At 68.7% G+C, this 21,226-nt stretch carries 20 protein-coding genes; 9 read left to right on the top strand and 11 right to left on the bottom strand.

All coding sequences use genetic code 11. The features are described 5' to 3' along the window. Window positions 1–16 precede the first annotated feature (16 nt). Window positions 17–1,084, top strand: a complete 1,068-nt coding sequence (locus HDC31_RS06785; RefSeq protein ID WP_113681590.1) for an NADH:flavin oxidoreductase/NADH oxidase — start codon at window positions 17–19, stop codon at window positions 1,082–1,084. Between the two features lie 64 nt (window positions 1,085–1,148). On the opposite strand, the gene HDC31_RS06780 is transcribed toward HDC31_RS06785, so the two are convergent. The 3 genes from HDC31_RS06780 to HDC31_RS06770 all read right to left on the bottom strand — a co-directional run bounded on the left by HDC31_RS06780 (window position 1,149) and on the right by HDC31_RS06770 (window position 5,091). Beyond that, the gene (locus tag HDC31_RS06780) at window positions 1,149–2,210 is read right to left on the bottom strand and encodes a hemolysin family protein (protein WP_046749470.1); all 1,062 of its coding nucleotides are present in this window, start codon (window positions 2,208–2,210) and stop codon (window positions 1,149–1,151) included. Further along, window positions 2,207–3,523, bottom strand: coding sequence for a hemolysin family protein (locus HDC31_RS06775; protein WP_113681591.1), 1,317 nt, complete (start codon window positions 3,521–3,523; stop codon window positions 2,207–2,209). Before HDC31_RS06775 ends, HDC31_RS06780 begins: the two co-directional genes overlap by 4 nt. A 113-nt stretch (window positions 3,524–3,636) precedes the next feature. After that, a complete protein-coding gene (locus tag HDC31_RS06770) occupies window positions 3,637–5,091 on the bottom strand; it encodes a GuaB1 family IMP dehydrogenase-related protein (RefSeq protein WP_058631356.1) in 1,455 nt (484 codons plus the stop codon). A 160-nt stretch (window positions 5,092–5,251) separates the two neighbouring features. Between HDC31_RS06770 and HDC31_RS06765 the strand changes: the two genes are divergently transcribed. Then, entirely contained in the window at window positions 5,252–8,938 is a 3,687-nt protein-coding gene (locus HDC31_RS06765) for a multifunctional oxoglutarate decarboxylase/oxoglutarate dehydrogenase thiamine pyrophosphate-binding subunit/dihydrolipoyllysine-residue succinyltransferase subunit (protein WP_179515934.1), read from the top strand. Between the two features lie 57 nt (window positions 8,939–8,995). On the opposite strand, the gene HDC31_RS06760 is transcribed toward HDC31_RS06765, so the two are convergent. From HDC31_RS06760 to HDC31_RS06750, 3 genes are read right to left on the bottom strand one after another with little or no spacing between them, the layout of a single operon-like run. Then, on the bottom strand, window positions 8,996–10,303 hold the full coding sequence (locus tag HDC31_RS06760) for a GNAT family N-acetyltransferase (protein ID WP_113680682.1): 1,308 nt from the start codon (window positions 10,301–10,303) through the stop codon (window positions 8,996–8,998). 33 nt (window positions 10,304–10,336) lie between these two features. After that, window positions 10,337–10,582, bottom strand: a complete 246-nt coding sequence (locus HDC31_RS06755) for a zf-HC2 domain-containing protein (protein WP_046749475.1) — start codon at window positions 10,580–10,582, stop codon at window positions 10,337–10,339. Next, window positions 10,579–11,241 carry a sigma-70 family RNA polymerase sigma factor gene (locus tag HDC31_RS06750; protein WP_046749476.1) on the bottom strand — a complete coding sequence of 221 codons (663 nt, stop codon included), beginning with the start codon at window positions 11,239–11,241 and terminating at the stop codon, window positions 10,579–10,581. The genes HDC31_RS06755 and HDC31_RS06750 overlap by 4 nt, the downstream gene beginning before the upstream one ends. Window positions 11,242–11,313: 72 nt before the next feature. Here HDC31_RS06750 and aroA point away from each other — a divergent pair, with 72 nt between their 5' ends. From aroA to bcp, 3 genes are read left to right on the top strand one after another with little or no spacing between them, the layout of a single operon-like run. Next, on the top strand, window positions 11,314–12,630 hold the full coding sequence (aroA, locus tag HDC31_RS06745) for a 3-phosphoshikimate 1-carboxyvinyltransferase (protein WP_061017489.1): 1,317 nt from the start codon (window positions 11,314–11,316) through the stop codon (window positions 12,628–12,630). A gap of 2 nt (window positions 12,631–12,632) precedes the next feature. Next, window positions 12,633–13,703 carry a ribosome small subunit-dependent GTPase A gene (gene rsgA / locus HDC31_RS06740; protein ID WP_046749478.1) on the top strand — a complete coding sequence of 357 codons (1,071 nt, stop codon included), beginning with the start codon at window positions 12,633–12,635 and terminating at the stop codon, window positions 13,701–13,703. 9 nt (window positions 13,704–13,712) lie between these two features. After that, on the top strand, window positions 13,713–14,186 hold the full coding sequence (bcp, locus tag HDC31_RS06735; RefSeq protein WP_058633158.1) for a thioredoxin-dependent thiol peroxidase: 474 nt from the start codon (window positions 13,713–13,715) through the stop codon (window positions 14,184–14,186). A gap of 48 nt (window positions 14,187–14,234) precedes the next feature. Here bcp and HDC31_RS06730 read toward each other — a convergent pair whose 3' ends face one another. Further along, the gene (locus HDC31_RS06730; RefSeq protein WP_231589744.1) at window positions 14,235–14,621 is read right to left on the bottom strand and encodes a hypothetical protein; all 387 of its coding nucleotides are present in this window, start codon (window positions 14,619–14,621) and stop codon (window positions 14,235–14,237) included. A gap of 230 nt (window positions 14,622–14,851) precedes the next feature. Here HDC31_RS06730 and HDC31_RS06725 point away from each other — a divergent pair, with 230 nt between their 5' ends. Further along, window positions 14,852–15,100 (top strand): WhiB family transcriptional regulator, encoded by a 249-nt coding sequence (locus HDC31_RS06725; protein WP_017203224.1) that lies wholly within the window; start codon window positions 14,852–14,854, stop codon window positions 15,098–15,100. A gap of 63 nt (window positions 15,101–15,163) precedes the next feature. Here the strand turns inward: HDC31_RS06725 and HDC31_RS06720 are convergent, their stop codons facing one another. Together HDC31_RS06720 and HDC31_RS06715 are read right to left on the bottom strand one after the other, a co-directional pair. Then, a complete protein-coding gene (locus HDC31_RS06720) occupies window positions 15,164–16,648 on the bottom strand; it encodes a sensor histidine kinase (RefSeq protein ID WP_046749481.1) in 1,485 nt (494 codons plus the stop codon). A gap of 24 nt (window positions 16,649–16,672) precedes the next feature. Continuing rightward, window positions 16,673–17,059, bottom strand: coding sequence for an Rv3235 family protein (locus HDC31_RS06715; protein WP_045262053.1), 387 nt, complete (start codon window positions 17,057–17,059; stop codon window positions 16,673–16,675). A 130-nt stretch (window positions 17,060–17,189) separates the two neighbouring features. Between HDC31_RS06715 and HDC31_RS06710 the strand changes: the two genes are divergently transcribed. Then, complete coding sequence (locus tag HDC31_RS06710; protein WP_113680684.1) at window positions 17,190–17,801, top strand: hypothetical protein; 612 nt, start codon at window positions 17,190–17,192, stop codon at window positions 17,799–17,801. On the opposite strand, the gene HDC31_RS06705 is transcribed toward HDC31_RS06710, so the two are convergent. Beyond that, window positions 17,789–18,067: a helix-turn-helix domain-containing protein gene (locus HDC31_RS06705; protein WP_113680690.1), complete on the bottom strand. Its 279-nt coding sequence runs from the start codon at window positions 18,065–18,067 to the stop codon at window positions 17,789–17,791. The genes HDC31_RS06710 and HDC31_RS06705 overlap by 13 nt on opposite strands. Window positions 18,068–18,164: 97 nt before the next feature. Between HDC31_RS06705 and HDC31_RS06700 the strand changes: the two genes are divergently transcribed. Both HDC31_RS06700 and HDC31_RS06695 read left to right on the top strand, forming a co-directional pair. Beyond that, the gene (locus HDC31_RS06700) at window positions 18,165–18,785 is read left to right on the top strand and encodes an SAF domain-containing protein (RefSeq protein WP_179515933.1); all 621 of its coding nucleotides are present in this window, start codon (window positions 18,165–18,167) and stop codon (window positions 18,783–18,785) included. Then, window positions 18,782–20,017, top strand: a complete 1,236-nt coding sequence (locus tag HDC31_RS06695) for a P-loop NTPase (protein ID WP_179515932.1) — start codon at window positions 18,782–18,784, stop codon at window positions 20,015–20,017. Before HDC31_RS06700 ends, HDC31_RS06695 begins: the two co-directional genes overlap by 4 nt. On the opposite strand, the gene HDC31_RS06690 is transcribed toward HDC31_RS06695, so the two are convergent. Further along, entirely contained in the window at window positions 19,941–21,167 is a 1,227-nt protein-coding gene (locus tag HDC31_RS06690) for a pyridoxal phosphate-dependent aminotransferase (protein WP_061015948.1), read from the bottom strand. The two genes, HDC31_RS06695 and HDC31_RS06690, sit on opposite strands and share 77 nt — an antisense overlap. Window positions 21,168–21,226: the final 59 nt, after the last annotated feature.

Below are 21,226 nucleotides of genomic sequence, written 5' to 3'. Positions count from 1 at the left end.
GCGGTAGCGTCGAACGGTGAGTCTTCTCTTCTCCCCGCTGACCATCCGTTCCGTCACCCTGCGCAATCGCCTCTGGGTGTCGCCGATGTGCATGTACAGCGCCGTCGACGGCGTGGCGCAGGAGTGGCATCACACTCACCTCGCGCAGTTCGCCTCGGGCGGCGCCGGGCTCATCATCGCCGAGGCGACCTCGGTCGTCCCCGACGGGCGGATCTCGCCGCGCGACCTGGGGCTCTGGAACGACGAGCAGCGCGACGTGCTCGCCCCGATCGTCCAGGCGATCCACGATCGGGGCTCGCACGCGGGCATCCAACTCGCCCACGCCGGCCGCAAGGCCTCGACGTGGTGGCCCTGGGCTCCCGAACGAGGCACTGTGCCGACCGGTGAGGGTGGATGGACCACGTCCGCGCCGTCCGCCATCGCCTACGAGGGCTTCGACACCCCGATCGCCCTCGATACGGCGGGCATCGACCGCGTGGTGGAGGCCTTCGCCGATGCAGCTCATCGCGCGGTCGCCGCGGGCTTCGACGTGCTGGAGATCCACGGAGCGCATGGCTACCTCCTCCACCAGTTCCTCTCTCCACTGTCCAACCACCGTGAGGACGAATACGGTGGTTCGCTCGAGAACCGCGCTCGTCTACTGCTGCGCGTGGTCGGCGCCGTCCGCGACGCCACCGGCGTCGACGTGCCGCTGTTCGTCCGCATCTCCGCCACCGACCACGCGGAGGGCGGGTTCACGCCGGAGGAGGCGGAGATCGTCAGTGGCTGGGCGACCCAGCACGGTGCAGACCTGATCGACGTATCGAGCGGTGGCCTCGTGGCGCATCAGCAGATCACCGTGTTCCCCGGATACCAGGTACCGCTCGCCGAGGGCGTGCGTCAAGGCGGTCGGATCCCGGTCTCCGCGGTGGGCCTCATCACGGCGGCCTCCCACGCGGAGCAGGTGCTCGCCGATGGCGCCGCCGACGCGATCTTCGCGGGACGCGAGTGGCTGCGCGACCCGCATTTCGCCCTCCGCGCCGCGCACGAGCTCGACGCCGAGGTCGCCTGGCCGCCGCAGTACGAGCGCGCCCGTCCCCGCTGAGCCCCCGACGACGAAGGCCGCCGATCCGTGCAGGATTCGGCGGCCTTCGTCGTGCGGTGGAGGATCAGCGTCCGCGGAAGCGACGTGTCGCGTCCTGAACCTCGCCGACCAGTTCCTCCAGGATGTCCTCGAGGAACAGGACAGCGGTGGTGTTCCCCTCCGCGTCCCGCACCTTGGCCAGGTGCCGGCCCGCGCGGCGCATGACCGCGAGGGCGTCCTCGAGGTCGGTGTTCTCCTGAACGGGCACCATGTGGTGGATACGCTTGGCCGGGACCGGCTGGATCATCTTGGTCTCGGCGTCCGCTCCCTCGGACGCCCGCAGGATGTCCTTGAGGTGCACGTAGCCGATCGGAACCGACTCGTCGTCGACGATCACGTAACGCGAGAACCCGTAGCGGGCGACCGCCTTCTCGATGTCGTCCGGCGTCGTCGACTGCGGAAGAGTGACCAGATCGCTCAAGGGCACAGCGACATCCCTGGCCTTCTTGTCGGTGAACTCGACGGCGGCGGCGACGGTTCCCGCCGTGTCCATGAGCACGCCCTCGCGACGCGACTGGCTGACGATGGTCGCGACCTCTTCGAGCGTGAACGTGGATGCCGCTTCATTCTTCGGCTCGACGCGGAACAGGCGCAGCACGCCGTTCGCCGCCGCGTTGAGCACCCAGATCACCGGCATGAAGACCTTCGACACCCAGACCAGCGGCGGGGCGAGGATCAGCACAGCGCGGTCCGGCACTGAGAAGGCGAGGTTCTTCGGCACCATCTCACCGAACACCACGTGCAGGAACGAGACGACCAGCAGCGCGACCGTGAACGACACGGCATCGACGGCGCCGTCCGGCCACCCCAGCGCATGCAGCGGCACCGACAGCAGGTGGTGGATGGCCGGCTCCGACACGTTGAGGATCAGCAGCGAGCAGATCGTGATGCCGAGCTGCGAGGTCGCGAGCATGAGCGTGGCATGCTCCATCGCGTACAGGGCCGTCTTCGCTGCACGCGAACCCTGATCCGCGCGCGGCTCGATCTGCGATCTTCTGGCCGAGATCACGGCGAACTCGCCGCCGACGAAGAACGCGTTCGCGACCAGGAGCACGACGAGCCAGGCGAGTCCGCCCCAATCGCTCATCGGGTCACCTCCTCATCGACAGCGAGCGGTCTCGGCACGTAGCGCACCCGATCGACTCGCCGACCGTCCATGCGCACGACCTGGAGCGTGCCGGTGTCGAGCTCGACCTCGTCGCCGACCGACGGAACCCGTTCGAGCACACTCATGACGTAGCCGCCGACGGTGTCGTAGACGTCGCCCTCCGGCACCTCGACGCCGGCGCGACGACGCAGCTCGTCCGGTCGGAGCTCCCCGGGGAACGTGATGCCCTCGCGGTTGCGGATCACTCCGGCCCTGGTGCGATCGTGCTCGTCGGCGACCTCGCCCACGAGCTCTTCGACCAGGTCTTCGAGGGTCACCAGACCGGCGGTGCCGCCGTACTCGTCGACGACGACGGCCAGTTGGTAGCCGCGTGCCCGCAGCTCGGCGATCAGGGCGTCGACGTGCACGGTCTCCGGCACCCGGAGCGGTTCCGTCGCCAGCGCGCCGGCAGGAACCTCGGTCCGACGCTCTCGAGGCACGGAGATGGCCGCCTTGAGGTGGACGACACCGGTGATGTCGTCCAGGTCGTCGTCGTACACCGGGAAACGGCTGTGCCCGGTGCGTCGGGCGAGCTGGATGACGTCGTCGGCGGAGTCGCCGGCCGCGATCGCATGCATGCTCGGACGCGCCGTCATCACATCGGCGGCGGTCAGCCGGGCGAAGGTGAGCGTGCGGTCGAGGAGCGTCGCTGTATCGGCTTCCAGCAGACCGGCGCTGGCGGAACGGCGCACGAGAGAGGAGAGCTCCTCAGCGCTCCGGGCCCCCGAGAGCTCCTCCTTCGGCTCGATGCCCATACTGCGCAGCACGCCGTTCGCGCTGCCGTTGAGCACCACGACGGCCGGCTTGAACACGGTCGTGAAGGCGATCTGGAACGGGACCACGAGCTTCGCAGTGGCCAGAGGCAGCGCGAGGGCGAAGTTCTTCGGGACGAGCTCGCCGAGGATCATCGAGAGCACCGTCGCCACCAGCATCGCCACGATGGTCGCGATCGGGGTGACGGCCGCCTCGGGGATGCTCCAGGCGATGAACGTCGGACGCAGCAGGTTCGACAGCGCCGGCTCCATCGTGTACCCGGTGAGCAGGGTCGTCAGCGTGATCCCGAGCTGCGCAGCGGAGAGATGGGTCGACGTGTGCTTGAGGGCGCTGATGGTGAGGGAGAGCCGCGACTCGCCTCTCGCCTGCCTGGCCTCGAGGTCCGCGCGATCGAGGTTCACCAGGGCGAACTCGCTGGCGACGAAGAGGCCGGTGCCGACCGTGAGCAAGAGCCCCACGCCCAACATGATGTAGTCCATCAGAGGTTCCTCTCCTGTGAGAGAGGCGGACAGTGGGGCGATGTTCTACAACTGGGAGGGTCGTCCATTATGCCGACGATTGTACCCAACGCGACCGTGTATGCGCGCAACGATCACCAGCTGACCGGAAGCGCCTTGCCCTCTTCGTAGCCGGCCGCCGACTGCAGACCCACGACGGCGCGGTCATGGAACTCCGGGACGGATGCAGCCCCGGCGTAGGTGAACGAGGATCGCACCCCCGAGGTGATCATGTCGAGGAGATCCTCGACGCCGGGCCGGAGCGGGTCGAGGTAGATCTTCGATGACGAGATCCCCTCAGCGAACAGCTCCTTGCGCGCACGCTCGTAGGCGTCGAGCCTGCCGAAGCGGGCCTGGACCGCCTTGGTCGACGCCATGCCCCACGACTCCTTGAACAGGCGGCCTTCCGCATCGCGCTGCAACTCGCCCGGCGCTTCGATCGTCCCCGCGAACCACGAACCGACCATGACGGAGGCGGCACCTGCGGCGAGGGCCAGAGCGACATCGCGGGGGTAGCGCACTCCCCCGTCTGCCCAGACGTGCGCGCCGAGCTCCCGCGCCGCCTGCGCCGTCTCGAGCACAGCGGAGAACTGCGGGCGGCCGACCGCGGTCATCATGCGGGTGGTGCACATCGCGCCGGGACCCACGCCGACCTTGAGGATCGACGCACCGGCGTCGACCAGGTCGGCCACGCCCTCCGCGGTGACGATGTTGCCCGCGACGACGGGAAGACCGAGGTCGAGCTCGGCGACGGCCCGCAGCGCTCGCAGCATGCCCTCCTGGTGTCCGTGGGCGGTGTCCACCACCAGCACGTCGACGCCGGCGGCGGCGAGGGCCTTGGCCTTGGCCGCGACGTCGCCGTTGATGCCGACCGCGGCGGCGACGGCGAGGCGCCCGTCGGCGTCGACGGCCGGACGGTACAGCGTCGAACGAAGCGCGCTGCGGGCGCTCAGTGTGCCGACGAGGTGCCCGTGGTGCACGACGGTGACCATCTCGACGCCCGCGTCGGTGATGACGTCGAACGCGTGCCGCTCAGAGCCGATGTCGTCCGCGTCGATCGATGGCGTGCCGCGATGCACCAGGTCACCCAGCTGCGCATCGGGGAGCGCGGTCGCCAGCCTGGTCGCGGGCAGGATGCCGAGGATCCGGCCGACGTCGATGGGGGCAGCGCCACGGGCGACGACGATGCCGTGACCGCTGGTCGCCGGCAGCAGGCGGAGCGCGTCAGCAGCCGAGGCTTCCGGGGGCAGCACGATCGGCGTGTCCCAGAGCACGGGCTGCGACTTCACCTCACGGATCGCGGCATCGAGTTCCTGCAGAGGCAGGTCCTGCGGCAGCACGCCGAGGGCGCCACGCCGAGCGAGTACAGCGGCGATGCGCGGACCCGTCACGGAGTTCATGTTGGCCGCGACCAAAGGCAGCGTCGCCGGCGTGCCGTCCTGCGGCGCGAGATCGACCTGGAGACGGCTGGTGACCGCGGATCTGCGGGGTACCAGGAAGACGTCGGAGTAGGTCAGATCGACGGTCGGCTGCGCTCCAGAGAACTTCATGGTTCCACGGTACCCAGATCGCGACGCGGTGGGCGCTCGGCTTCGACGATTCCCCAAGGGAAACACGTTAGGCTTGTTGGTCGAGAGTGTGCGGGCCCGAACGCATCCTGCGTCGACGTCCGCACCAGAGAGCTTCAGCGATGAAAGAGGGCGATCGAGAGTGTCGAACCAGGTGACCGGCGTCAACGGCGACGGGGGGTTCGGAGCCAATTCCTGGCTCGTTGAAGAGCTCTACGAGCAGTTCAAGGTGAACCGCGACTCCGTCGACAAGGAGTGGTGGCCCATCCTGGAGAAGTACCACTCCGAGACGACGTCCGCTGCTCCCGCCGCAGCGTCCGACGCACCGGCCCAGGCTGCACACCCCGTGACGGCACCGATCCCCGTGATCGGCTCCCAGCCCGTCGCGCGCACCACCGCCAAGCCCGCCGCGGCCGCCCCCATCCCCGCCCAGGCCCCGAAGCCCGCCGCGAAGTCGGAGTCCAAGGAGGCTCCCGCTCCCGCAGAAGAGGACAAGGTCACACCGCTGCGCGGTCTGCCGAAGACCCTCGCGGCGAACATGGACGAGTCGCTCACCGTGCCGACCGCCACGAGCGTGCGCACCGTGCCCGCGAAGCTGATGATCGACAACCGCATCGTCATCAACAACCACATGGCTCGCACCCGCGGCGGCAAGGTCAGCTTCACGCACCTCATCGGCTGGGCGCTCATCCGCACCCTCGACGAGTTCCGCAGCCAGAACGTGTTCTACGCAGAGGTCGACGGCAAGCCCTCGGTGGTCGCACCGGCGCACGTCAACCTGGGCATCGCGATCGACCTGCCCAAGCCCGACGGCACGCGCGCCCTCATGGTGCCCAGCATCAAGCGCGCCGACACCCTGACCTTCACCGAGTACCTCTCCGCTTACGAAGACCTGGTCACGCGTGCACGAGGCAACAAGCTGACCGCCGCCGACTTCCAGGGCACCACGGTGTCGCTCACCAACCCCGGCGGAATCGGAACCGTGCACTCGGTGCCGCGTCTCATGAAGGGCCAGGGCTGCATCATCGGCGCCGGCGCCCTCGAGTACCCGGCCGAGTTCCAGGGCGCGAGCGAGAAGACGCTCAACGAGCTGGCGATCGGCAAGACGATCACGCTCACGAGCACCTACGACCACCGTGTCATCCAGGGAGCCGGCTCCGGCGAGTTCCTGAAGAAGGTGCACGAGCTGCTCATCGGCCAGCGCGGCTTCTACGACGACATCTTCGCGGCGCTCCGCATCCCCTACGCACCGATCCGGTGGAACCCCGACATCGCGGTCGATCTCGCCGAGCGCGTCGACAAGCAGTCCCGCGTGCAGGAGCTCATCAACTCGTTCCGTGTGCGCGGTCACCTGATGGCCGACATCGACCCGCTCGAGTACGTGCAGCGTTCGCACCCGGACCTGGAGATCGAGAGCCACGGCCTCACCTTCTGGGACCTCGACCGCGAGTTCGTCACCGGCGGTTTCGGCGGACGACGCATCGCGAAGCTCCGCGACATCCTCGGCGTGCTGCGCGACTCGTACTGCCGCACGCTCGGCATCGAGTACATGCACATCCAGGACCCGGAGCAGCGCCGCTGGTTCCAGGAGAAGGTCGAGGTCAAGTACCAGAAGCCCGGCCACGACGAGCAGCTGCGGGTCCTCCGCAAGCTCAACGAGGCCGAGGCGTTCGAGACCTTCCTGCAGACCAAGTTCGTCGGCCAGAAGCGCTTCTCCCTCGAGGGCGGCGAGTCGCTGATCCCGCTGCTCGACGAGATCCTGCAGGGCGCGGCCACGGCAGGCCTCGAAGGGGCTGCGATCGGCATGGCCCACCGCGGCCGCCTGAACGTGCTCACCAACATCGCCGGAAAGACCTATGGTCAGGTCTTCCGTGAGTTCGAGGGCACGCAGACGCCGGGCAACCAGCGCGGATCCGGTGACGTGAAGTACCACCTCGGGACCGAGGGCACCTTCGTCGCCGATGACAAGTCGGAGCTCCCCGTCTACCTAGCCGCCAACCCCTCGCACCTCGAGACGGTCGACGGCGTGCTGGAGGGCATCGTCCGCGCCAAGCAGGACCGCAAGCCCATCGGCACGTTCGCGTGGCTGCCCATCCTCGTGCACGGCGACGCCGCGTTCGCCGGGCAGGGTGTCGTGGTCGAGACCCTGCAGATGTCGCAGCTGCGCGGCTACCGCACGGGTGGCACGATCCACGTGGTGGTGAACAACCAGGTCGGTTTCACCACCACCCCGAACGACGGCCGCACCTCGATCTACTCGACCGACGTGGCCAAGACCATCCAGGCCCCGGTCTTCCACGTGAACGGCGACGACCCGGAGGCGGTCATCCACGTCGCGCAGCTCGCCTTCGAGTACCGCGAGCGCTTCCACCGCGATGTCGTGATCGACCTGGTCTGCTACCGCCGACGCGGCCACAACGAGGGAGACGACCCCTCGATGACGCAGCCGCTGATGACCGACCTCATCCAGGCGAAGCGCTCCGTCCGGCGGCTGTACACCGAGTCGCTCGTCGGCCGAGGTGACATCACCGAGCAGGAGTACGACGAGGCCAAGGCCGACTTCCAGAACCGACTGGAGATCGCCTTCGCCGAGACGCACGCGGCCGAGACCGGTGCCCTCCCCGTCGCGCCGGAGACGCCGCCCGTCGAGGACCAGGTCGGCGCACCGGAGGTCACCGGCGTGCCGAGCGAGGTCATCCAGATGATCGGCGATGCCTTCGTGAACAAGCCAGAGGGCTTCACGGTGCACCCGAAGATCCAGCAGCTGCTCGAGAAGCGCCTCGACATGAGCCGCAACGGCGCCATCGACTGGGGCTTCGGCGAGCTGCTCGCCTTCGGCTCGCTCCTCGTGGAGGGCACCCCGGTTCGTCTGGCCGGGCAGGATGCGCGGCGCGGCACGTTCGTGCAGCGGCACGCGACCCTGCACGACCGCGCGAACGGTCAGGAATGGCTGCCCCTGTCGAACCTCTCCGACGCCCAGGGACGCTTCTTCGTCTACGACTCGCTGCTGAGCGAGTACGCGGCTCTCGGCTTCGAGTACGGCTACTCGGTCGAGGCCCCCGAAGCGCTCGTGCTCTGGGAGGCGCAGTTCGGCGACTTCGTCAACGGCGCTCAGTCCGTCATCGACGAGTACATCTCGGCGGCCGAGCAGAAGTGGGGGCAGCAGTCCAGTGTGACCCTGCTCCTCCCCCACGGCTACGAGGGTCAGGGACCGGATCACTCCTCTGCGCGCATCGAGCGGTTCCTGCAGATGTGCGCGCAGGACAACATGATCGTTTCGCGCCCGTCGACTCCGGCCTCGTACTTCCACCTGCTGCGTCGCCAGGCCTATGCCCGTCCGCGCAAGCCGTTGATCGTGTTCACCCCGAAGGCCATGCTGCGTCTGCGTGGAGCGACCAGCCCGGTCGAGGCCTTCACCCAGGGCCGGTTCGAACCTGTGCTCGACGACGACCGCGGTCTCGACCGCGCCGCCGTCAAGCGCGTGCTGGTGCACTCGGGCAAGGTGCACTGGGACCTGCGGGCCGAGCTCGAGAAGAACCCGAACCCCGCGGTGGCGCTGGTCCGGCTCGAGCAGCTGTACCCGACTCCGATCGACGGCCTCAAGGCCATCACCGATTCCTACCCGAACGCCGAGCTGGTGTGGGTGCAGGAGGAGCCGGAGAACCAGGGCGCATGGCCCTTCCTCGCGCTCGCTTTCGCCGACGTGCCGGGAGACCGTTCGTTCCGTCCGGTCTCGCGCCCGGCTTCGGCCTCGCCGGCGACGGGATCCTCGAAGGTCCACGCGGCAGAGCAGGCTGCGCTGATCCAGGCAGCCGTCACACTCGGCTGATCGTCTGCACGAAAGGGGCGCCGCGACTCAGGTCGCGGCGCCCCTTCTCGTGCCGACTCAATACCAGATGTCGAGAGACGGCGCGGGGAAGGTGATGAAGGCTCGGTCGAGGGCCTCGACCGCAGCGGCATCGGCGGCGATGCGGCCGGCACCGTGCAGCGTCGCAGCGCGGACCCCTCCCGCATACAGGGCGGAGAGCGCGGAGACATCGAGCGTGACATCGACGTCTGTCGCGGAGTCGGTCACCGGATCGACGGTCGCGACGCCGGAGTCGTCCACGTGCAGGCGCCAGTCGCCGTTCGCGAAGTCGAGGGAGTCTTCCACGCGGATGACGGTGTCGATCGGCGCCGAGTATCGACGGGCGGTCAGCGCGGCAGGGATGTCGAGCACGCGCAGCCAGCCGTGGTCGTGCACCTCCTGCTTCACGCCGCGGGTGTCGTGCACGAGCCATGGCAGCGGGTCGTCGACCGGGCGGAGGTCGGCGACCACCTCGTCGACGAGATCGTGCTGCAGAGCGAAGCGCCAGAGCGCCGTGCGCGCGTCCGTCGTCTCGGCGACCAGCAGGCGCACGTCCATCCGGAACCGGAAGGTGCCGGCGGCCTCACCGACGGTGTAGGCCATGACGCCACGCAGCACGCCGTCTTCGTCCCGATAACGCACCCCACGTGCCTGGTCGCGGTCCGGGGTGGGAGACACGCCCGCGTACCCCTCCCATCGACCTTGCCAGCCCGGGATCTGCCCCGCGGCCCTCCCCCGTGCGCGTTCGTGGACCGTGCCGAGGTCTGCAGCGAGGGTCTCCCGGTCGACGTACTCGAGGGTGCCGAGCGGGGTCGGGCCGCTCCAGCCGGCGCGGCGGGTGTCGACCGTGTGACGCGCGACCGGGATCGCGGAGCCGAAGCCGTAGCGACCGTAGATCGTCGCCTCCGACACCGTGAGGCCCGCGATGGGCACACCGGAGGCTGCCGCAGCGCGAAGCTCTCCTTCGAGAAGCGCCCTGGCTATCCCGCGGCGGCGATGCGTCGCCGACACCGTCACCACGCTGATGGCCCACATGTCGATCTCACGCCCACCGGGAACGGTGAGCGGCGTCACCCAGCCGTTGATGGTCGCGACGGGAAGGTCGGCATCGACGGCGCCCTGCTCGTACACGCCGACGTTCCGCCGTTCGGCGAAGGTCTTGCGCACCTGGGCGATCATCTCGGTGCTCGGCTCAGGCCCGAGGAACCCGCGGTCGACCGCGCGCTCGAATGCCGATGCCTTCGGGTCGTCGCTCAGATCGACGACGCGATAGTCGAGACCGGCTCCGGCCAGTCGTTCCCTCGAGATGGTGTCAGCGGGTACGTCTCTCGCATCGATGGAGGTCATCCACCCACACTACCGACGCCCTCCGACCCGGAGTCAGTGCTGGGCTGCCTGCACTGCCCGCAGCCGGGCGAACACCTGGTCGCGCAGCTCCTCGGGTGCGGTCTCCTTGCAGGCCCGCGCGATCACATCGGTGAGGGTGGTGGCGACGAGAGCCTCATCCCGACAGGACGGGCAGTTCTCCAGATGCTCGCGGATCTCGGTGTGCTCGGTCTTGCACACCTCGTTGCGGAGATACTCCTCCAGATCCTGACGGGCTTTGTCGCAGCCGCAGTCACTCATTTCTTGCTCCTCGTCTCGGCCGCGGCGATGCCCCGCTCAGCGGCGTAATCTGCCAGCAGCTCCCGCAGCATCCGCCTGCCACGGTGCAGACGGCTCATGACGGTGCCGATGGGGGTCTTCATGATGTCGGCGATCTCCTGATACGCGAAACCCTCGACATCCGCGAGATAGACCGCGAGACGGAAGTCCTCCGGCACGGCCTGCAGCGCGTCCTTGACGACGGAGGCGGGCATCCGGTCGATGGCCTCCGCCTCGGCCGACCGGCTGTGCGACGCCGTCGTCGACTCCGCTCCGCCCAGCTGCCAGTCTTCGAGCTCGTCGATCGTGCCCTGGAACGGCTCCCGCTGACGCTTGCGGTAGATGTTGATGTAGGTGTTCGTGAGGATCCGGTAGAGCCACGCCTTGAGGTTCGTACCCTGCGAGAACGTCGCCCAGGACCCATAGGCCTTGACGAAGGTCTCCTGCACGAGGTCTGCGGCGTCGGCGGGATTGCGCGTCATACGCATCGCGGCGGCGTAGAGCTGGTCCATGAACGGGAGCGCCTGCTCTTCGAACTCGCGCCGAGGGTCGCCGACGGTGTCTGCGGTTGCGGTGTCATCCATCACCGGCCAGTCTAGGCCGCTGAGGTCGATCACCTCGCGCTCCAACGTCGCCGTCATACTCGCTCCTTCGGTGGGGTGGGAGCCTGTCGTTCGCGACGAAGCTCCCTGCGTTTACTAAGGTGAGAACCGATGAGCGCCAACAGGTATTCCCCCTCCCGCGTGCAGGGCGCCTACACCGCGCCCTCGACCGACGTGCCCGTGCACGCCGAGCTCACGATCCCCGGTTCGAAGTCGCTGACGAACCGCGAGTTGATCATCGCCGCGATCGCCGACGGTCCCGGCCGCCTGATCGCCCCTCTGCACTCCGACGACTCCGCGCGCATGGTCGACGCGCTGCGTGCCCTCGGGGTGGGCATCGAGGAGGTGGATGCCGGTCATGAGTTCGGGCCTGACCTCGTCGTCACCCCTGCGAGACTCGACGGCGGCACCACGATCGACTGCGGGCAGGCCGGCACCGTCATGCGCTTCATCGCTCCGCTGGCCGGACTCGCCGAGAACGACGTGCATCTCACCGCGCACGAGACCGCCCTCCATCGGCCGATGGGGGGCCTCATCAGCGCGCTGCGCGACCTCGGAGTCGACATCGACGACGAGGGCACCTGGGCTCTTCCGTTCACGATCCGCGGCCACGGGCGCATCCGCGGGGGGCGCGTCGAGATCGATGCCTCCGCATCGAGCCAGTTCGTCTCCGGGCTCCTCCTCGCCGCTCCGCGTTTCGATGTGGGACTGCACCTCGTCCACACCGGCGAGCACCTGCCGAGCCTTCCGCACATCGACATGACCATCGAGGCACTCAGCCGCCGAGGCATCCGCATCGAGCGCCCAGCCGTCGGCGAATGGCTTGTCGAGGCGGGCGTCCCCCGCGCCAAGGAGATCGCGATCGAACCCGATCTCTCGAACGCCGCACCGTTCCTCGCCGCCGCGCTCGTCACCGGTGGATCCGTGTCGATCACGGGCTGGCCTCCGCACTCCACCCAACCGGGCGCCCTCCTGCCGGAAATCCTCCAGGCGACCGGAGCTCACGTCGGGCGGCACGGCGGAACGCTCACGGTGCGCGCGGGCTCCGGCATCCGCGGTCTCGACCTCGATCTCTCGGCGGCGAGCGAGCTCACCCCGACACTGGTCGGCCTCGCCGCCTTCGCGGACTCCCCGACGACGATCCGCGGCATCGGGCACATCCGTCTGCACGAGACCGATCGAATCGCCGCGCTGATCGGGAACCTGCGTGCCCTCGGCGGCGAGGCCGAGGAACTGCCGGACGGACTCCGCATCATCCCGCGCCCACTGCACGGCGGACGCTGGGCTGCGCACCACGACCACCGCATGGCTACGACCGGCGCGCTCATCGGTCTCCGTGTCCCCGATGTGGAGATCGACGACATCGGCACCACTGCGAAGACCCTCCCGGAGTTCACGATGCTCTGGGAGCGGATGCTGCGGGGCTGACGGTGAGCTGGCTCGACGACGCCGACGACCTCGAAGACGACTTCGAGGACTTCGACGAGAGCAGCATCCGCACCCGCCCGAACCCCAAAGCCAACCGGCCGCGCACGAAGCGCCGTCCCGCGCACGAGGACGCGCAGGTGGGGCGAGTGCTCGGTGTGGATCGGGGTCGCTACTCCGTCCTGCTCGGGGAGGACACGGCGGAGGAGCGCACGATCACCACCACACGTGCGCGCGAGCTGCGCCGAACACCCATCGTCACGGGCGACCAGGCCCGAGTGGTCGGCGACACCTCGGGAGACGATGGCACCCTCGCCCGTATCGTCGGCATCGTGGAGCGGACCTCGCTTCTCCGACGCAGCGCGGACGACACGGACCAGGTCGAGCGGGTGATCGTCGCCAACGCGGACCAGATGCTCATCGTCGTCGCGGCCGCCGACCCCGAACCCCGTGCGCGCCTGGTCGATCGCTATCTCGTGGCAGCACTCGACGCCGGCATCCGCCCCCTTCTCGTCGTCACGAAGACCGACATCGCCGACCCGACCGAGTTCCTCACGCATTTCGAGGGGCTGGACCTTCGGGTCTTCACGAGTTCCCAGGACGAGATGCCCGTCGAGGAGATCGGCGAGGCTCTCATCGGTCACTCCACGGTGTTCGTCGGACACTCCGGAGTCGGCAAGTCGACACTCGTCAATGCACTCGTCCCCACAGCGCTGCGCGCCACGGGACACGTGAATCAGGTGACAGGACGCGGACGCCACACGTCGTCGTCGACCGTGTCCCTGCGTTACCAGGGAGCGGGTGGCACCGGCTGGGTGATCGACACCCCTGGGGTGCGCTCGTTCGGACTCGGCCATGTCGATCCGGCCAACATCCTCGCGGCCTTCACCGAGCTCGCGACGATCGCCGAGGACTGCCCCCGCGGCTGCACCCATCTGGCCGATGCCCCCGACTGCGCGCTCATCGAGGCGGCGGAACGAGGGGAGCTGGGAGAGACCGGTCGTGCGCGACTCGACTCTCTGCAGCGGCTGCTGCAGACGTTCGCAGACAAGGCGGAGCAGACGCCCGGGCGTTAGGCTGGAGGCGTGACCCAGCGCCTCGAACCAGGAACCGCCGCCCCCGACTTCTCACTCCTCGACCAGGACGGGAACACCGTCCGCCTCGAGGATCTGCGCGGCCAGAAGACCGTGCTGTACTTCTACCCGGCGGCGATGACCCCCGGATGCACCACCGAGGCCTGCGACTTCCGCGACAGCATCTCGTCCCTCCAGGGCGCCGGCTACCGCGTGGTCGGCATCTCGCGTGACGACCCCGCGACGCTGACGAAGTTCCGCGAGCGCGACGCCCTCACCTTCCCGCTCCTCAGCGACCCCGATCACGCGGTCCACTCCGCGTACGGTGCGTGGGGAGAGAAGATGAACTACGGCAAGCTCGTCGAAGGCGTCATCCGCTCGACCTTCGTCCTCGACGAGGACGGCACGATCGTGCTCGCGCAGTACAACGTCAAGGCCACCGGCCACGTCGCGCGTCTGCGCAAACAGCTCGGCATCGACGCCTGACCTGCCCCGTAGGCACCTCCCGAGCCTCAGAGATCCGAGCTCCGGAGGTCACTCCGCCGCGCGCTGCGGCCCTTCGCGACGGGCGCTCGTGATCAGCAGCGCGAAGCCGACCAGGCCGGGGAGCCCGACTCCGAGCGTGAACGGCCAGGAGATCGGCTGCAGCGTGAGAGAAGCCAGCGCGAGCGCCACGGCGAGCACCTGGAAGACCACTCCCCCTGAGCGCGCCCAGGACTTCCCGGAGCGCGTGCCCACCGCGAAGGCGACGAGGGCTGCGGCACCGATCAGCGTGAGCACGATGAGCGCGAGGGCGGTCGGGAGAGAGGCCGCGTCACCCGCACCGAGGCCGGCGAGTTCGATCACCGCGAAGACCAGGAGCGCCACTGCCTCGAGAGCGAGGACGGCTGCTGCCGCGAGGGCGATTCCGGGTGCGCGCACGGTGTCTCCCATGGATCGAATGAGGAGAAAACCCTTGATTTCACGGTTTTCATGTAACAGAATAGAGAAAGTCATGTGCTCCCACAGCGGCGTGGGGCGAGCGTTGACGCTCGCATCACAATTCGCGGGCATTCCGTCCGCATCTCAACAGGGTAGCGGAACCCGAACTACTACCCGAATCCGAGAGGTCGCATCGCGACATCTCATGAAATCCACACCGAGGAGCCCCCATGGACTGGCGCGATAAGGCCGCCTGCCTGACTGTCGACCCCGAGCTTTTCTTCCCCGTGGGGAACACCGGCCCGGCCGTCGATCAGATCGAGAAGGCGAAGACCGTCTGCGCCACCTGCACGGTCACCGAGATCTGCTTGCAGTACGCCCTGGAGACCAGCCAGGACTCCGGCGTCTGGGGCGGCCTCTCCGAGGACGAGCGCCGCGCTCTCAAGCGTCGCGCCGCCCGCGCACGCCGCGCCTCCTGAACTTCCGGAAGCGGCCTGAGATCGACTCTCAGGCCGCTTCCGTCTGTCCGGACCCTGCTGCGCTCAGCGTTCCAGCCAGCGCAGCGGGATGTCGATGACCACCTCGGTGCCGTCGCCGTCGCTCCCGTGCCACTCGATGGTGCCGCCGAGCTCGCCCTGGATCAGGGTGCGGATGATCTGCGTGCCGAGCCCCTGACCGATCCGCCCTTCCGGCAGACCGAGGCCGGTGTCGCGCACCGTGACACGGAGATTGTCCTCTGTGCGCTTCGCGTCGATCGTCACGACACCCTCCTGGCCGGCGAGCCCATGCTCGACCGCGTTCGTGACGACCTCCGTCAGTGCGAGCGCGAGCGGGGTCGCGTACTCGCTCGGCAGGACTCCGAACCGCCCGGTCGACTGGGTCCGTGCCCGGGTGTTCGGCGCGGAGGCGACCTCGGCGACGAGCTTGAGCACACGGTGGAAGACCTCGTCGAAATCGACCTTCTGGGTGAGGCCCTGAGCGAGGGTGTCGTGCACCACGGCGATCGCGTCCACGCGGCGCATGGCCTGCGTCAAGGCGTCGCGTGCCTCGTCGGAGTGCGTGCGGCGAGCCTGGATGCGCAGGAGCGAGGCCACCGTCTGCAGATTGTTCTTGACCCGGTGATGGATCTCGCGGATCGTGGCGTCCTTCGTGATGAGCTCCTGCTCCTGATGGCGGAGCTCCGACACATCACGGCACAGCACGATGGCGCCGATGCGCGTGCCATGGTCCTTGAGGGGGATGGCGCGCAGGGATACCGTCACGCCGCGGGCCTCGATGTCCGTGCGCCACGGAGCGCGCCCCGTGACGACCACGGGCAGCGACTCGTCGACCTGGCGGGAGGGCGGGACGAGTCGGGTGGTGACCTCGGCCAGCGATTCCCCCTCGAGCTCATCGTCGAAGCCCATCCGGTTGAATGCGGAGAGCGCGTTCGGGCTGGCGAAGGTCGTGATCCCGTCGACATCGATGCGGATGAGGCCGTCGGAGGCGCGAGGGGCTCCTCGGCGGGGCGAGGTGGGGGCCGTCAGGTCAGGGAAGCTGCCGTCGGCGATCATGCGGAACAGATCGTTCGCGCACTCGTCGAACGTGATCTGCTGTCGCGAGGGCGTGCGCACCTCGCCGAGGTTGGTGTGGCGGGTGACGACCCCGATCACAGTGGACTGGGCGTCAGCTCCGCGCTTCACGGTGACGATCGGCACCGCTCGCACCCTCGTCGGTGTCTCCTCGAACCAATCGGGCGAGGAGGAATCGACGATCTCGGCGGACTCGAATGCCCCCTGCACCTGGGTGCGCCACTGGGGCCGCACCCGCTCTCCCACGATGTCGCGATAGAAGAGCGTGGCCGCACCGCTGGGCCGGGCATGCGCGACGGCGATGAACGACCCGTCCTCGGTCTGGATCCAGATCACGATGTCGGCAGAGGCGAGGTCTGCGAGAAGCTGACCGTCGCCGGCGAGTCGATGGAGCCATTCGACATCGCTGTCGTTCAGGCGCCCCTGGGCATGGGCGAGATCACTGAGGGTTGACACCTGACCAGCCTACGGTCAGATGCCTCAGAGAATCGCCAGCGAAGTCGCGCGCCACCGACGATCGATTCCCTCCAGCCGGACGGCGACCGCCCGGGTGCGGCCGGGCCCCGCCACCACGACGACGGCCTCGATCACCCCGTCGAGAGGTTCTGTGACCCTCAGCGCCCTGATCTCGAACGTCGGCCGCGCGGGCACCACCCCGCGCGCGCTGCGTGCCCTGGCGGACAGGTTCGCGCGCGTCACCAGGCTCCGGAACGCGTCTTCGCTGAGCCATCGGGCGAGCTGGTCGACCTCCCTGACCCCGGCGAGGACCTCGAGGACGCCGTGTGTGAGGCTGCGCAGAAGCGGTACAGGATCGGGAAGCTCGCTGGTCGACGTCGGCTGGGGTGCGAAGTACTCGTGCGGCATCATGACGGACTCTCGATCGGGACGGTCTGCGAGTGAGCCAGTACAGCAGCGCGTGCATCTCGACAGGGCCGGGATCGACGAAGAATGTGGATAACTCGTATGCCCCGTATCCCGGTCGCCTACGCTCTGTCGAATGCACTGGGACCGACTGTTCGAAGACCTCGAGGGCCAGCTCGCCTCGGAATGGGAGGCGGAGCGTGCGGTGCTCGATGCCGAGTCGGAGCGGCTGCGGATCGCGCGGCTGGATCTGCGCCATCGCCTGCGCGCACTGTGCGGCGGCGGCGCCGAGGCCACCATCGACCTCATGAGCGGGCGACGGATCCCCGTCTCGCTGCAGACCCTCGGAGCGGACTGGATAGCCGTGAGGACGAGAGGAACCGGCAGCGGCAGCCCCGCTTCCGGCACATCGATCCTCCCCCTCCTCGCGGTCGCGGGGATCACGCTGGATCACGGGATGATCCTCGCGAGTCTCGATGAGCCCGCGGCCGCCGACGTGCCACTGCGGGAACGGATGACGCTCGGCTTCGTGCTGCGCGATCTCGCCCGGCGTCGTGTGCCGGTGCGCATCACCACACTCGTCGGTGACGACCTCCACGGAACCATCGATCGTGCGGCCGCCGACCATCTGGATCTGGCCGTGCACGATCCCGGCGAAGCGCGATCGGCCGCGGCGGTGCAGGCGTTCCGCGTCGTCCCGTTCTCTTCGCTCGTCGCGCTGCGGGCTTCGAGCGGTCAGATGCCCTGAGCGGCGGACGTTCCCCAGACCTCGGGGAAACTCGCCGTCTGAGACTGTCGCCACAGCGCCATCCGGCGGGCGATCTCCGATTCCTCGGACAGATAGCCGTCGAGGCTGGACTCCTCCACTCGCCACCGAGGCGGTGAACCGAGCCGAGCGCCCCTCAGCCTCCCCTCCTGCACGAGGGTGACCACCTCGTCGACGCCGATGCTCAGCAGCTCCGCCACCTGCGCCGGCGCGAGATAACGCGGTGCGCGAGCGGGGGTGGCAGCCATGTGCCCATTCTCTCCCAGGCCCTCCCGCAGGTGCCGCCGGATCCTTCGCTGTGGATAACTCGCGAAGCGCCGAAGCCGATTCTGTGACGATATCGCCATGGCTTCCCTCTCTCCTCCCCGTCGCGCCTTCTGGGGCGACGTGCGATTCCTGATCGGCATCGCCCTGGTCGCCCTGTCGATCGGCGGGGTCTGGCTCATCGTCTCCGCCGCCGACGATGCGGTACCCGTTCTCCAGACCACCCGGACGATCACGCAGGGCCAGCCCGTGACCGCCGCGGATTTCCAGGTCGTCGACGTGCGACTCGGCGCTGCCGGTGAGGGATACCTCGGTCCCGACGACCTCCTTGCGGACAGCGTGGCGACCCGCACCCTCGACGGCGGCGAACTCGTCCCCGTCTCGGCGCTGACCGATGCGGAGGACAGCCGATCGACGACGGTGGTCATCCAGAGCACGACGGGAATCCCGGAAGGCGTCGCCGCGGGAACAGTCGTCGAGATCTGGCAGGCACCGCCGGTGGATGAAAGGCGCTCGTACGATGTCCCGCGCATCCTGGTCGCAGACGTGATCGTCCGCGACGTGCTCGAACCCGAGGGGGTGCTCGCCGAGGCCGGAACCCGGCTCGAGGTCGTGATCGACCGCGCCGATGTCGCCGACGTGCTCGCGGCGATCACGGGAGGCTCCGCGCTCTCGGTGGTGCCGGTCGGGGCGGGATCGTGACGGGCGTCGTCGTGGCCATCCCGCAGCCACGGGCGGATGAGCTGGCAGCGGAACTCGCCCTCGAAGGCGTCGATGTCATCGCGACCGTCCCCGCCGCCCCACTCGCAGAGATCCCGGACGGGGTGGAAGCGATCATCGTCCCCGCCACTCGATCGATCCTGAATGCGGACCTGATCGCACTGTGCGACCGTGCCGGAGTCCGTATCCTGGCTCTCGGCGCCGAGGACAGCCGACTGCTGGGCCGTCTCGGCCTCTCCACAGCGCTGCGACCTGACGCGGCGGGGTGGGAGATCGCAGCCGCGCTGCTGGCCGAGACGGACACGCCACCGCCACCAGAGGCCCAGCTCCCCCCTCGTATCGTCGCCGTCTGGGGACCACATGGGGCGCCGGGGCGGTCGACCCTGTCGATCCAGCTGGCCGTGGAGCTCTCCCGCACCGGACGCCGCACCGCCCTGGTCGACGCGGATACCGTCGCTCCTTCGCTCGCGATGCTCCTCGGTCTCGGCGACGACGCTCCCGGCATCGCCGCCGCCTGCCGGAGGGCCGAGCGCGGCGCGCTCGATCCGGCGGAGCTGACGCGACTGGCGACGACGGTGACGACGAGCGCGGGTGAGATCGAAGTGCTGCCGGGGATCAACCGCCCCAGCCGTTGGCCAGAGCTGTCATCCGCGCGCCTCGTCGCCGCGCTCGGCACCTGTCGCGGGTGGATCGACGAGACAGTGGTGGACGTCGCCGGTGCGGTCGACGCCGACGACGAAGTCACGTACGACCTTGCCGGACCACGACGTCACGCGGCGACCACGGCGGCGCTGCAGGAGGCGGATCTGATCGTGGCGATCGCATCGGCCGACCCGCTCGGTATCAGCAGGTTCATCCGCGATCATGCCGAGCTTCGCCGCCTCACCTCCCCCACGCCCGTCATCGTCGTGGTGAATCAGGTGCGCCCCGGCCCCCTCGGGATCGATGCGCGCGGGCAGGTGCGACGCACCCTGGAGAGGTTCGCCGGCATCACCGACATCTTCTTCCTCCCCTTCGACCTGCGAGCGGCGGATGCGGCTCTGCTGCACGCCCGGCCGATGACCGATGTCGCGCCCCGCTCGCCGTTCGCCGCCGCCGTGCGGAGACTGGCGGCATCCCTCTCCCCGCCGGCGACGGCTACTGCCGGTAGCTCGAGAGGAAGTTCCCCAATCGTTCGACGGCTTCGCTCAGCACTCGGGGTTCGGGGAGCGTGACCAGTCGGAGGTGGTCGGGGGTCGCCCAGTTGAATCCGGTGCCCTGGACCAGCAGGATGTGCTCCGAGACCAGCAGGTCGTACACCAGACGGGCGTCGTCCCTGATCTCGTGCACGTTCGGGTCGAGTCGAGGGAACGCGTACAGCGCACCCTGGGGCTTGACGCACGACACTCCGGGGATCGACTCGAGCCCCTCCCACGCGATGTCCCGCTGTTCATGAAGACGCCCCGTCGGCGCGATGAGCGCCTCGATCGACTGCACTCCGGAGAGCGCCGCCTGCACGGCGTGCTGCGCCGGCACATTGGGGCAGAGTCGCGTGGACGCGAGCAGCGTGATGCCCTCCAGGAAGCCCTTCGCGTGATCCTGCGGCCCTGTGATGACCATCCAGCCCGACCGGTATCCCGCGACCCGATAGGTCTTGGAGAGGCCGTTGAAGGTCAGGCACAGCAGGTCGGGAGCGAGCGTGGCCGTGGGGATGTGCACCGCTCCGTCGAACAGGATCCGGTCGTAGATCTCGTCGGAGAGCAGCAGCAGCTCGTGCTCCCTGGCGATCTGCACCAGCCCCTCCAGGATCTGGCGCGAATACACGACGCCGGTGGGGTTGTTCGGGTTGATGATGACGAGAGCCTTGGTCCGCGGTGTGATCTTCGAGCGGATGTCTTCGAGGTCGGGCTGCCACTCATCTTCCTCGTCGCAGAGGTAATGCACCGGTGTGCCGCCAGCGAGACTGGTCATCGCCGTCCAGAGGGGGTAGTCCGGCGCCGGGATGAGGACCTCGTCGCCTTCGTCCAGCAACGCCTGCATCGTCATGGTGATGAGCTCGGACACACCGTTTCCGAGGTACACGTCATCGGGGTCGAACCGGGGGAAGCCCTCGATCTCCTCGTATCGGCTCACCACGGCACGTCGGGCCGAGATGATGCCCTTGCTGTCGCTGTATCCGTGTGCGGTCGGCAGCGCCGCCAGCATGTCGCGCACGATCTGGTGCGGGGCGTCGAAGCCGAAGATCGCCGGGTTGCCGGTGTTGAGCTTGAGGATCTTGTGGCCCTCCGCCTCCAGCCGCGCCGCCTCGACGAGGGCGTTTCCGCGAATCTCGTACAGGACGTTCTTGAGCTTCGACGACTGGTCGAAGTTGCGCGTTGGGGTCATCGGCCAAGCCTACAGCGACGAAAGGAGGGCCAATCCACGCGGACTGGCCCTCCTCTGCG

Source organism: Microbacterium sp. JAI119 (assembly GCF_013410135.1).
Taxonomy (GTDB): Bacteria; Actinomycetota; Actinomycetes; order Actinomycetales; family Microbacteriaceae; genus Microbacterium; species Microbacterium oxydans.
Note: the sequence above shows the minus strand (reverse complement) of the source record. Positions and strands in the feature narration are given on the sequence as shown.